Raw genomic sequence first — 11,171 nt, 5'->3', positions numbered from 1 at the left:
CCGATCAAAAAGCCGGAACAGCTGGAGTGGAGCTTCGCGGGGCCGTTCGGCACCTATGACAAGGCCCAGCTGCAGCGCGGGCTGAAGGTCTACGCCAATGTGTGCTCGGCCTGCCATTCGATGAAGCTCGTATCGTTCCGCACGCTCGAGGAACTCGGCTACTCGGAACAGCAGGTGAAGGCGTTCGCCGCCAATTACGAGGTCGAGGACGGCCCGAACCAGGACGGCGACATGTTCACCCGCACCGCCACCCCGTCGGACTACTTCCCGAGCCCGTACGAAAACGACAAGCAGGCCGCCGCCGCCAACAACGGCGCCGTGCCGCCGGACTTCTCGCTGATCGCCAAGGCCCGTGCCGTCGAGCGCGGTTTCCCCACCTTCGTCTTCGACATCTTCACGCAGTATGCCGAGGCCGGTCCGGATTATATCCACGCGCTTCTGACGGGTTACGAGGAAGAGTCCGAGGGACACGAGGTGCCGGAAGGGACCTACTACAACCCGTATTTCATCTCGTCGGCTTCGCTGGCCATGGCACCGCCGCTCTCCGAGGGCATGGTGGCTTATGACGACGGCGCGCCTGAGACGGTCGATCAATACGCCCGCGACGTTTCCGCATTTCTCATGTGGGCGGCCGAACCGCACATGGAAGCGCGCAAATCCACCGGTTTCGTGGTGATGATCTTCCTTCTGCTCTTCGGCGGGCTGGTGTATCTCACCAAGCGCAAGATCTGGTCGGACGTCCACTAAGGCGCCGACCACACGAAAAAACGAAAGGGCGCCGCGTGCGCCCTTTTCTTTTGTGCCGTAACGCGGCAGAAACAGGAGAACCGGGGCAGGGCACATGGCAGCTTCTCAGACACTTCAAGACACGCTTCTTTCCGCGATCCGCACCATTCCGGACTATCCCAAGCCCGGCATTCTGTTTCGCGACATCACCACACTTCTTGGCAATGCGCGGGCTTTCCGCCGTGCGGTGGACGAACTCGTCCACCCCTATGCGGGCGCCAAGGTCGACAAGGTCGCCGGCATCGAGGCGCGCGGTTTCATTCTCGGCGGTGCGATCGCCCATCAGCTTTCGTCGGGCTTCGTTCCAATCCGCAAGAAGGGCAAGCTCCCGCACGACACGGTACGGGTCGCCTACAGTCTCGAATACGGCATCGACGAAATGGAAATGCATAAGGATGCGGTGACACCGGGCGAAAAGGTGATCCTTGTCGACGACCTCATCGCGACCGGCGGCACCGCGGAGGGTGCGGTAAAGCTTCTGACCCAGATGGGAGCGGAGATTGTCGCTGCGTGTTTCGTCATCGATCTGCCGGACCTTGGCGGTCGCGCCAGGCTCGAAGCCCTCGGCGTCGATGTCCACACGCTCATCGCCTTCGAGGGCGATTGAAGTCTCCGGCAGTCGCTGCCATTTTTTGTCTTCATGTATTGAAGATTTTTTTCTGTTTTAATCTTCGTGATTGCATTTATGAATAGAGATTAGTTTATCTCTATTATGGGCGAAGATTCAAATGTATTACATTTATATTATATTTCTATCCCATGCATTGATTCTGTTTTTTCCGGATGTTGCGTTTGCCGACGATGCTTCGCTCGCCTCTGCTCAGCTAGACGGTGGCAGTGATCCCGAAACCGATGCGCAATGGGGGCTGGGCGCTATCGATGCCGCAAAGGCATACGCCTTGGGCTTTAGTGGACAGGGCGTCCGTGTCGGTGTCTACGATAGCGGTATCGATACCGGCCATCGTGAGTTCGCTGGCCGGTTGACTGCGGGCAGTTTCGATCTGGATGCGTCGCTCCTCGTCGGGCGGATGACCCCTGTCGGCGGCGATTCCCTGGGGCACGGATCGTTCGTCTCCGGGATCATCGCGGCCAACCGCGACTTCAGCGGTATGCATGGCGTCGCCTACGATGCTTCCGTGGTCATGGTCTCCGGGGATATTTGGAGGTACACATTTGATACCTATACCAGCTATGCATACCAGTACTTTAAGGCGTTCGGGATCGACCTCGTGAACGCATCCCTTGGCATGGATGACGATGCGGTGCCGGGCGGGATAGTCGACGAGGACTTTTTGCAGAGATATTTTCCGCAGGCATTGGCCGCGATCCGCAATACGGCGCATACGGGTACGGTAACGGTCTGGGCGGTCGGCAACGACGCAACGAGCATTCCGCAAGCGCCGGCGCGTCTGCCCTTGTATTATCCTGAACTGGAAGACGTGACACTGGCCGTGGCCGCGCTGAACCGGCGTGGCAAACGGGCACGCTACTCGGCGCGCTGCGGCGTTGCAGCGACGTGGTGTCTGGCGGCTCCCGGTGGAGAGGGGCGGGTCGGCAGCGCCCATGGGATCCGCTCGGTGAAATCAGGCGGTGGCTACATGACCGCGAGGGGAACCTCCTCCGCCGCGCCCCATGTCACCGGAACGCTCGCGGTCTCGCGGCAGATATTTCCCCGCGCCGACATGCGCGATCTGCGCCGGCTCGTGTTGCATACGGCGGTGGATTTGGGGGATGCCGGTATCGATGCGGTTTATGGATGGGGCGGACTTTCCCTCGGCAATGTCGTCGATACCATCGCGCCGCACGGGCGTTCAATATTTGCCGGGGCCGCCTTCAACCGTCAGCTGTCCATGCAGCAGGTATCGCGGCTACCCTTCGCCGATGTCTCCCGCGCTGGGAGCCATAAACATCTCTGGGTGGCAGGCGACCTTGCATCCATGCGGATCGCCATGTCGCCGGGCTCGCCCGCGACGAACGCGCGCAGCCGGGCGTTCGCTGCCGGTGTGGACCTCGAGGAGCAAGATGGGCTGAGAGCGGGCATTGGGCTCGCCCATACGATGGGCCGGACCGATGAGGATGGGACCGCCAATTCGGCCAGTGCGCATGGGTTCCACGGTTTCGGCTACGGCGATTGGCAAGACGGTGCCTGGTATGCGAAGGGGGCTGCCGGCGTTGCGTCTTTTCTCCAGAAACACACCCGCCGCACCCTTCCCGGGCTTGACGGCACGGTGCTGGCGCGCAGCAAACCCGAAGCGCGCTCCTCGTCCATCGCATGGGGGGCGTTTGCCCATGCGGAGACCGGGCGCATCTACGACCTCGGTCCGGCCGATATGCGCGTTTTCGCTCGCTTCACCGGAACGGCACAATCATACGGCCGGGTCACGGAAAGGGGGCTTCCGCTTCTCGGTTACACCTTGCATGCGGGCCGGAGGGTTTCTGCTCGAATGGGTTTGGGCATGCGCCTCTCACGGCCATTCGCCGCTGGCCCAGTGGTTGTGTCGCCTGAGTTCGAACTGTCCCATGCGCGCATGTTGGGACGCGATGACCATGCCGTTGACACGGACCTTCTCGGCCGAAAGATGAGAGCCTCCACCACGACGCTTGGACGCGATATTTTCGGCATCGGTGGGGCGCTCAGATTCGAGGACCCGCAACGCGGCCTCGCCGCATCCGTCGGTTACGCCGGTTCCTTCCGCAAAAACGCCAATCGGCATGACGTCACGTTCGGGCTCTCGCTGAAATTTTGATAGCCAAGACGCTGCTTTTCGGCGTCGGGCGCAGGATCACTCGACGTGGGTCGTTGCTACGTGGCCTTCATCAACACGCCGTTGTCGAAGGTCATAACCGGCTCGCCGTCCTGCCTGTGTGCGGCGGCGGCAAGCGTTACGAGATGCCATCCGGGACGCGAGGCGAGCGGCCGGTGTGCGGTCACCGCGCGTGTGAAGGTGATCGCGTCGCCTTCATAGACGGGCTTCAGCCATTTCAGGTTCGAGAAGCCGGGTGACGGGCCGAATTCCGGCTTGGCGCCGGAACCGTCCCAATCGCCGAACACATCGCGTTCGATGCCTTCCAGATTGTAACGCATCCACATCGCGCAGGTGTGCCAGCCGGAGGCGCAAAGGCGGCCGAACACGCTTTCGCGTGCGGCTTCGGGGTCCGTGTGAAAGGGTTGGGGATCGTAGGCGCGCCCGAACGCGATGATCTCTTGCGCGGTGAACGTGTGTGTGCCCAGCGTCATCGTTTCGCCCAGGCGCAAAAATCGGTCGAGACTCATCTTGCGTCTCCCGCCTTGCGCATTTTGAACATGATCGGATTTTCGATTTCCATCACCGTCTCGCCCTTCTGGTTGGTCACCAGATGGCGGAACGTCACCAGGCCGATCCCGGGGCGCGACTTCAATGCCCGGCGTTCTAGGACGGTCGTGTGGCCGGTGAGCGTATCGCCGGCGATGACGGGGCGTTTCCATCGCGCCTCCGTGATGCCTGGAGAGCCCTGCGATGTAGAGTCGGCCAGAAGGGCATCGTAGAGCATGCGCATGAAGATGGCGCAGCTATGCCATCCGGAAGCCGACAACCCGCCCAGGATACTGGCCTTGCCGGCTTCCTCGTCGAGATGCATCGGTTGCGCGTCGAACTGGCTGGCGAACGCGACGATTTCGTCGGCGCCCACCGTCTTTTCTCCGAAGGGAATGGTCACTCCGGGCTCGAGTTCCTCGAACGCCCACTTCTTGTCCGTCATGTCTCAATCCTGTTCAGGCTTGAACCTTATGGCCGCAAGACGCGCGATCTTCAAGCATGGGATCGAGGAAGTTTTAGAGCCAGCCGCGGCGTTTGAAATACCAGAACGGGAGGAGGGCGGAGAACACCATGAGGACGATCGCGACAGGATAGCCGAACGGCCACTGTAACTCCGGCATGATCTCGAAATTCATACCGTAGATCGAGGCGACCAGCGTCGGTGGAAGAAAGATCACGGCAACCACCGAGAAAATCTTGATGATGGCGCTCTGTTCGATGCTGATCATGCCGAGCGTTGCGTCGAGCAGAAAGCCGATCTTCTGGGAGAGGGCGGTTGCGTGATCGGAGAGTGAGTCGATGTCGCGTGACAGCGTTTTGATCCGCGCGCGTCCATCCTTGCTGCCGCGGGCCGAAACCGCGCCGAAGAAACCGGACAGGCGCTGCATGGTCAAAAGACTGTCCTGCATTTTGGAGATCAGGTCTTCCTTGCGGCCGATCCGGCGCAGGATGATCTGGAAGCCCCGGTCGCGCTTGGAAGCCTTCTTCTCAGAGGGATGGAATATCCCTTTCGAAAGCTCCAGCACTTCGCCTCCCGCACGCTCCAGAATGTCGGCCAGCCGATCGGTGATCACTTCCAGAAGATTGATCAGCACCGCTTCGCCGCTGCCGCATCCAAGCGCGGCCTTTTCGGCGCGTTGCGGAAACGTCTGGAAGGCCCGAGGCTCGTGATACCGCACCGTCACAAGCGGCCCCGTGGCTGTGAGAATGAAGGTGATTGGCCCCATCTCAGGCTGGTCGCCGTCGGCATGAGCGGGCAGGGTCGCGGTCATGAAATGCGCCCCGTCCTCGCTGTAGAGGCGGCTGGAGATCTCAATCTCTTCCATGTCGGCGCGCGTCGGAACGGCGATGCCGAGCCATGTTTCGACGGCCTTTTCTTCGTCTTCCGTTGGGGCGATCATGTCCACCCAGACGACGGCTCCCCGTTCGGCGGACGACAGATCCACGGGTTTTAGGCGTTCGTTCTCGGCAATGTACGTCTTTATCATGATCTCGTTTCCTGAAGCCGGGGACGAAGATTTCCGTCTATCCGCGCTTCGTCAAGACCAGGGGGCGCGCAAGCGTGGCCAGGGGCGCACGCGTCGCGCGCCGTTCGACTGTCCGACGCCCCCCGTGTGTGTGTATGTGTGTGTGTGTCGGGGATCAGGTGTTGAATTTGAACAGCATCACGTCGCCGTCCGTCACCACATATTCCTTGCCTTCGTCGCGCGCCTTGCCGGCGTCGCGCGCGGCCACTTCGCCGCCAAGCGTGACGAAATCGTCGTAGCCGATGGTCTGGGCGCGGATGAAACCGCGCTCGAAATCCGTGTGGATCGCACCGGCCGCCTGCGGCGCCTTGGCGCCCTTATGCACCGTCCAGGCGCGCGTTTCCTTCGGACCGGAGGTGAAGAAGGTGATCAGATCGAGCAACGCATAGCCGGCGCGGATGAGGCGGTCGAGACCGGGTTCTTCGAGCCCCATGGCTTCCAGATATTCCGCAGCCTCTTCGTCGGAAAGCTGGGCCACCTCGGCTTCGATGGCGGCAGATATCACCACGGTGACCGCGCCCTGGGCCTTGGCCATTTCCTCCACGCGCTGGCTCTGGGCGTTGCCCTCTGCCGCGTCCCCCTCGGCCACGTTGCACACATAGAGCACCGGCTTTGAGGTCAGAAGATTGAGGCCGCGCAGGATCTTCAAATCCTCTGCCGCGATGCCGTCCAAGAGCATGCGCACCGGCTTGCCGTCCGGCAGCAGCGCCAGCGCCTGCTCCATCATCGGCAGGAGCGTCTGGGCTTCCTTGTCCTTGCCGGTGGCGCGCTTCTGCATCTGCAGGGTGCGGCGCTCCAGGCTCTCGAGATCGGCAAGCATCAGCTCGGTCTCGACGGTCTCCGCGTCCGCCACCGGGTCGATCCGGCCTTCAACATGGGTGATATCGTCGTCCTCGAAGCAGCGCAGCACATGCACGATGGCGTCCACCTCGCGGATATTGGCGAGGAACTGATTGCCCAGCCCTTCACCCTTGGAGGCGCCGCGCACCAGGCCGGCGATGTCCACGAAGGAGATCCGGGTCGGAATGACCTCCTTGGATTTGGTCACGCCGGCGATCTTCTTCAGGCGCGGATCGGGCACGGCCACCTCGCCCGTATTGGGCTCGATGGTGCAGAAGGGATAGTTGGCGGCCTGCGCGGCGGCCGTCTTTGTGAGCGCGTTGAAGAGCGTCGACTTGCCCACATTGGGCAGACCGACGATGCCGCATTTGAAACCCATTTCCTATTCCTTCTGGCCGAGGAGTTTTTTCAGCATGGCCGCCATGGGGCCGCTTTCCGGAATGGGGGCGGAGGGCCCCTGCTGCCGCGCCTGCCGAATATGACTTTTCTTCTTCGCGGGCTTCTTCTCCGGCCTTTCGGCCGGCTCCGCGCCGCTGCCTTTCACCGCAAGGCTGACCCGGTTCATGAAACCCGATTCGTCGCCCTCGGCAAGCATGGCGACATTGTCGGCCGTCGCCTCCAGCAGCGGTTCGAGCCATGCCTGGTCCGCTTTGGCGAAATCGCCGAGCACATGCGGGTTGACGCGTGCCTTGTCGCCGGGATGGCCGATGCCGATGCGCACGCGCCGATAATCCTTGCCGCAATGGGCGTCGATCGATTTGATGCCGTTGTGTCCGCCCGAGCCGCCGCCCGTCTTGATGCGCAGCTTGCCCGGAGCGAGATCCAGCTCGTCGTAGAAGACGATCAGGTCGTCCAGACCGATCTTGTAGAAGCGCATCGCTTCGCCGACCGCCTGGCCCGAAAGGTTCATGAAAGTCTGCGGCTTTATCAGCAGGACCTTCTCGCCGCCGACGCGGCCTTCGGCCACCAGCGCCTTGAATTTCTTCGACCACGGCGAAAAACTATGGCGGCGCGCAATCGCGTCCGCCGCCATGAAACCGACATTGTGCCGGTGCCGTTCGTATTGCTGGCCGGGATTGCCGAGCCCTGCAATGAGCAGCATGAGATTTTGCAGGAAAGGGGAGGATTACTCCTCGCCCTCGCCCTCCTTCTCTTCGACCTCGGCTTCCTCGTCCGCACCCTCTTCTTCCTCGTCGGCCTCGGACCCTTCCGATTTCAGGCTGGCCGGGGCTGCGATGGTTGCGATGGTGAAGTCGCGGTCGGTGATGGTCGGTTCCACGCCTTCCGGCAGTTTGACGGCCGAGATATGGGCGGAATCGCCGATATCCATGCCATCCAGATCCACCTCGATATAGTCGGGGATCGCCGTTGCCGGGCAGGTGAACTCGACTTCGTGACGCACGACGTTGAGAACGCCGCCGCGCTTGATGCCGGGTGCCGTCTCTTCGTTGAGGAAGTGAACCGGAATGTTGACGGTCACGACCGTGCCCTTGCCGATGCGCAGGAAGTCGACATGCATGACGAAATCGCGGACCGGGTCGAGCTGGTAGTCCTTCGGAAGGACCTGGTAGGTCTTGCCGTCGACGTCGATGGTCGCGATCGTGGTGAGAAAGCCGCCACTGTGGATCTTCATGAACACTTCCTTGTAGGGAAGTGTGATGGAAACCGGGGCACCCTTGTCGCCGTAAATGACGGCGGGAATTCTACCGTTGCGCCGAATAGCCCGGGCGGACCCCTTACCGACCCGTTCGCGCGCCTCGGCCTTCAGCTCGTAAGTCTGATGGCTCATGGCCTGTCCTTTCATGTTTTGGAGCGCTTCCGGAAATCCGAAAGCGTGAAAGCCGACCGAAACGGAAAACGGCGGCGCGAGAAGCGCTGCCTGAAGACCGCATTGTATCGGGCGAACTTCCATCCGCGTTGCCTCCAAGGGTGTCTACGCGGACGGCGGGTCTATAGCCGATGGAAGGGCTGTGCGCAAGAGCGCGACGCCTTTCAAGGCAAGGCCGCTGGCACAATCTGCTGCGGTTTGCGGGTTCCTGCCTGTTGGTCGCCATTGCGCGCGTCGTAGCGTGCGCGCGCTGCGTCCATGCGTCCGGCGTTGTCGAGCGCGAAATGTTTCAGCGCGGAAAGCGGTTCGGCCAGTTCCTGCCCGAACGGCGTCAGCCGGTATTCCACGCTCGGCGGAACGGTGGGATGCGTTATGCGCTCCACGAAACCGTCCCGCTCCAGCGCGCGCAACGAGGCGGTGAGAACCTTTTGCGAAATGCCGTCGACGCGCCGCTTCAGTTCGTTGAAACGCAGCGGTTCTTCATGGAGCCGTCCGATGATGAGCGAGGTCCACTTGTCGCCGATGAGCGACAGGATTTCGCTGATGGGGCGGCATCTGTCGGATATGTGTCCGTAACGCGGTTTCATAAAGGTGCCTTCTTGCAACCCGTTTTCCACTGACAGATATAGGCCCGGTTACCAAAAGATACCACCGGGAACTTGAACCCGGCCGGACAGAGGAATGAAAAATGAAGAAAGTCGTGGTTCTCGTCGGCTCCAATCGCAAAGAGTCGATCAATCTCAAATTTGCCAAAGCGCTCGAAAAGCTCGCTGAAGGGCGTCTCGAGTTCGAATACTTCGATCTGTCGGTCCTGCCGATGTACAACGATGACGACGTTGCCGATTATCCCGCGTCCGCCCAGCATCTCAAGGACAGCGTCGCTGCCGCCGACGGTCTTCTGTTTGTCACGCCGGAGCACAATCGCTCCATTCCCGCCATTCTCAAGAATGCCATTGACTGGGGTTCGCGGCCCTGGGGCAAGAACAGTTGGACAGGAAAGCCCACCGCCGTCGTTGGTGCGAGCCCCGGTGCGATGGGGTCGATTGCCGCCCAGATCCATCTGCGCTCCATCATGGTCAGCATGGGGGCGACGCTGATGACGAGCCCTGAGGTCTATCTCCAGATGAAGCCCGACTTGATCGACGGCAACGACGACGTTGCCAACGAAGACACCAGGGCGTTTCTGTCCGGTTTCGTCGACCGGTTCGCAGCCTGGGTCGGTGCGGCCCAGGATCGCGCCGCCGCCTGAGTTCCGTCGGCCGGGATGGACAAAAAAAGCCGGCCACGCATGGCCGGCTTTTTCGCATCCGAAGGATGAAATCAATCGAAGAGGCTGGACACCGATTCTTCCGTTGCCGTGCGCGAGATCGCCTCACCGATCAGGTCGGCGATGGTGATGGTGCGGATACTCTCCGCCGCTTCGACGGCTGAACTCGGCTGAATGGAATCGGTAATGACCAGCTCCTTGAGGCGCGAGCCGCTGATGCGCGCGGCCGCGCCGCCGGAAAGAACACCGTGGGTGATGTAGGCGGTCACGCTGGTCGCGCCGTTGTTCAAAAGCGCGTCGGCCGCGTTGCAAAGCGTGCCGCCGGAATCGACGATGTCGTCGATCAGCAGACAGTCCTTGCCGCTAACGTCGCCGATGACGTTCATCACCTCGGATTCGCCCGGCCGGTCGCGGCGCTTGTCGACGATGGCCAGCGGCGCATCGATGCGCTTGGCCAGAGAGCGCGCCCGCACCACGCCGCCCACGTCGGGCGAAACCACCATGACGTTGGAAAGCGTGTAATTGGCCTTCACGTCACGCGCCATCACCGGCACGGCGAAGAGGTTGTCGGTGGGAATGTCGAAAAAGCCCTGGATCTGGCCGGCGTGCAGATCAAGCGTCAGCACGCGGTCGGCACCGGCCTGAGTGATCAGGTTCGCCACCAGCTTGGCGGAGATCGGCGTGCGGCCCGATGTGCGCCGATCCTGCCTGGCGTAGCCGAAATAGGGTAGAACCGCCGTGATGCGCCGCGCCGAAGACCGTCGGAAGGCGTCGATCATGATGAGTAGTTCCATCAGATGATCGTTTGCCGGATAGGCGGTCGACTGCAGAACGAAAACGTCCTCGCCGCGCACGTTTTCCTGGATCTCGACGAAAATTTCCTGGTCGGCGAAACGCCGTACCGTGGCTTTGCCGAGAGAAATGTTGAGATAGCGGGAAACGGCCTCTGCCAGAACCCGGTTGGAATTGCCCGCAAAGAGCTTCATGGAATGTCCTCGGAGAAGGCCTTGACGCTTGACCGCGCTTTTAACGGCGTGAGGCTGTATTGCAAGCGCCTGGACGAAGAATCACGATGAAATCCGAAAAAATCAGCTCTGTCGCTGGGTGAGCCATGTGGACAGTTGGTTGATCGTCGAATCCGCGACCGCTTCCATCGTGGCGCTGGTGACGGACGACCAGCCGTCTCCATTGCCGCCGGGGGTAGCCTGCTGGCCCTGGATGCGATGCAACCGGTTGCCCGAGGGATCGAGCACGTCCCATACATAGATCACGGTCGTCTTGCCGCCATCGGCGATGGCCGAGAAATAACCCTTCATGATCATCGAGGCGTTGCCGCCCTGTGGGACGATGGCCAGGCCGCTCTGCCGCGCCCGCGCTTCCAGCCGCCTGGAAAGCGCCGGTACGGCCTCCGCGGTCGCACCGATCACGGGCGCAAACTGAATCCGCGCATCGCTGGTTACTGCCTGCAAGGGGGCTGCCGCGCTTTCGCTTGCCGCATCCGTCGGCGGTGCGAGCGCGGTTGCTGTCGGCGGCTGCGTTTGAACCGGTTGAGATTGCGTTCCGGGCACGGCAGTCGCCGGCGTTGGTCCGGAGTTCAGGTCGAGCATGGAACCCGTGTTGCAGCCGGC

13 protein-coding genes are annotated in these 11,171 nt (G+C 61.7%); 4 read left to right on the top strand and 9 right to left on the bottom strand.

The window, feature by feature from the left end; all coding sequences use genetic code 11:
* From QZ638_RS10340 to QZ638_RS10330, 3 genes are all read left to right on the top strand, one after another.
* The coding region (locus QZ638_RS10340) for a cytochrome c1 (RefSeq protein WP_295809726.1) at nt 1-747 on the top strand (747 nt) is incomplete at its 5' end.
* 94 nt (nt 748-841) lie between these two features.
* Entirely contained in the window at nt 842-1,393 is a 552-nt protein-coding gene (locus tag QZ638_RS10335) for an adenine phosphoribosyltransferase (protein WP_295809724.1), read from the top strand.
* 121 nt (nt 1,394-1,514) lie between these two features.
* Nucleotides 1,515-3,533 carry a S8 family serine peptidase gene (locus QZ638_RS10330; RefSeq protein ID WP_295809720.1) on the top strand — a complete coding sequence of 673 codons (2,019 nt, stop codon included), beginning with the start codon at nt 1,515-1,517 and terminating at the stop codon, nt 3,531-3,533.
* 56 nt (nt 3,534-3,589) lie between these two features.
* On the opposite strand, the gene QZ638_RS10325 is transcribed toward QZ638_RS10330, so the two are convergent.
* The 7 genes from QZ638_RS10325 to QZ638_RS10295 all read right to left on the bottom strand — a co-directional run bounded on the left by QZ638_RS10325 (nt 3,590) and on the right by QZ638_RS10295 (nt 8,863).
* Nucleotides 3,590-4,060, bottom strand: coding sequence for a MaoC family dehydratase (locus QZ638_RS10325; RefSeq protein ID WP_295809717.1), 471 nt, complete (start codon nt 4,058-4,060; stop codon nt 3,590-3,592).
* Complete coding sequence (locus QZ638_RS10320; RefSeq protein ID WP_295809713.1) at nt 4,057-4,524, bottom strand: MaoC family dehydratase; 468 nt, start codon at nt 4,522-4,524, stop codon at nt 4,057-4,059. Before QZ638_RS10320 ends, QZ638_RS10325 begins: the two co-directional genes overlap by 4 nt.
* Before the next feature lie 73 nt (nt 4,525-4,597).
* Nucleotides 4,598-5,569: a magnesium transporter CorA family protein gene (locus QZ638_RS10315; protein WP_295809711.1), complete on the bottom strand. Its 972-nt coding sequence runs from the start codon at nt 5,567-5,569 to the stop codon at nt 4,598-4,600.
* 154 nt (nt 5,570-5,723) lie between these two features.
* A complete protein-coding gene (gene ychF, locus QZ638_RS10310; RefSeq protein WP_295809709.1) occupies nt 5,724-6,827 on the bottom strand; it encodes a redox-regulated ATPase YchF in 1,104 nt (367 codons plus the stop codon).
* A 3-nt stretch (nt 6,828-6,830) separates the two neighbouring features.
* Nucleotides 6,831-7,550 (bottom strand): aminoacyl-tRNA hydrolase, encoded by a 720-nt coding sequence (gene pth / locus QZ638_RS10305; protein WP_295809707.1) that lies wholly within the window; start codon nt 7,548-7,550, stop codon nt 6,831-6,833.
* Between the two features lie 24 nt (nt 7,551-7,574).
* Nucleotides 7,575-8,237, bottom strand: coding sequence for a 50S ribosomal protein L25/general stress protein Ctc (locus QZ638_RS10300; protein ID WP_295809730.1), 663 nt, complete (start codon nt 8,235-8,237; stop codon nt 7,575-7,577).
* A gap of 203 nt (nt 8,238-8,440) precedes the next feature.
* Nucleotides 8,441-8,863, bottom strand: coding sequence for a helix-turn-helix domain-containing protein (locus tag QZ638_RS10295; protein WP_295809705.1), 423 nt, complete (start codon nt 8,861-8,863; stop codon nt 8,441-8,443).
* Between the two features lie 101 nt (nt 8,864-8,964).
* Here QZ638_RS10295 and QZ638_RS10290 point away from each other — a divergent pair, with 101 nt between their 5' ends.
* Entirely contained in the window at nt 8,965-9,525 is a 561-nt protein-coding gene (locus QZ638_RS10290; RefSeq protein WP_295809703.1) for an NADPH-dependent FMN reductase, read from the top strand.
* Nucleotides 9,526-9,596: 71 nt separating this feature from the next.
* On the opposite strand, the gene QZ638_RS10285 is transcribed toward QZ638_RS10290, so the two are convergent.
* Nucleotides 9,597-10,529, bottom strand: a complete 933-nt coding sequence (locus QZ638_RS10285) for a ribose-phosphate pyrophosphokinase (RefSeq protein ID WP_295809702.1) — start codon at nt 10,527-10,529, stop codon at nt 9,597-9,599.
* A 102-nt stretch (nt 10,530-10,631) separates the two neighbouring features.
* Complete coding sequence (locus QZ638_RS10280) at nt 10,632-11,111, bottom strand: hypothetical protein (protein WP_295809699.1); 480 nt, start codon at nt 11,109-11,111, stop codon at nt 10,632-10,634.
* Nucleotides 11,112-11,171: the final 60 nt, after the last annotated feature.

Source organism: uncultured Nitratireductor sp., from assembly GCF_913053745.1.
Lineage (GTDB): Bacteria > Pseudomonadota > Alphaproteobacteria > Rhizobiales > Rhizobiaceae > Nitratireductor.
The sequence above is the reverse complement of the archived record's forward strand: the minus strand, read 5'-3'. Positions and strand labels throughout refer to the sequence as shown.

Excerpts from the sequence above, each read along its gene's own strand:
- QZ638_RS10335 (WP_295809724.1), top strand. The coding sequence starts at position 842 with ATGGCAGCTTCTCAGACACTTCAAGACACGCTTCTTTCCGCGATCCGC.
- QZ638_RS10330 (WP_295809720.1), top strand. The coding sequence starts at position 1,515 with ATGTATTACATTTATATTATATTTCTATCCCATGCATTGATTCTGTTT.
- QZ638_RS10325 (WP_295809717.1), bottom strand. The coding sequence starts at position 4,060 with ATGAGTCTCGACCGATTTTTGCGCCTGGGCGAAACGATGACGCTGGGC.
- QZ638_RS10320 (WP_295809713.1), bottom strand. The coding sequence starts at position 4,524 with ATGACGGACAAGAAGTGGGCGTTCGAGGAACTCGAGCCCGGAGTGACC.
- QZ638_RS10315 (WP_295809711.1), bottom strand. The coding sequence starts at position 5,569 with ATGATAAAGACGTACATTGCCGAGAACGAACGCCTAAAACCCGTGGAT.
- ychF (WP_295809709.1), bottom strand. The coding sequence starts at position 6,827 with ATGGGTTTCAAATGCGGCATCGTCGGTCTGCCCAATGTGGGCAAGTCG.
- pth (WP_295809707.1), bottom strand. The coding sequence starts at position 7,550 with ATGCTGCTCATTGCAGGGCTCGGCAATCCCGGCCAGCAATACGAACGG.
- QZ638_RS10300 (WP_295809730.1), bottom strand. The coding sequence starts at position 8,237 with ATGAGCCATCAGACTTACGAGCTGAAGGCCGAGGCGCGCGAACGGGTC.
- QZ638_RS10295 (WP_295809705.1), bottom strand. The coding sequence starts at position 8,863 with ATGAAACCGCGTTACGGACACATATCCGACAGATGCCGCCCCATCAGC.
- QZ638_RS10290 (WP_295809703.1), top strand. The coding sequence starts at position 8,965 with ATGAAGAAAGTCGTGGTTCTCGTCGGCTCCAATCGCAAAGAGTCGATC.
- QZ638_RS10285 (WP_295809702.1), bottom strand. The coding sequence starts at position 10,529 with ATGAAGCTCTTTGCGGGCAATTCCAACCGGGTTCTGGCAGAGGCCGTT.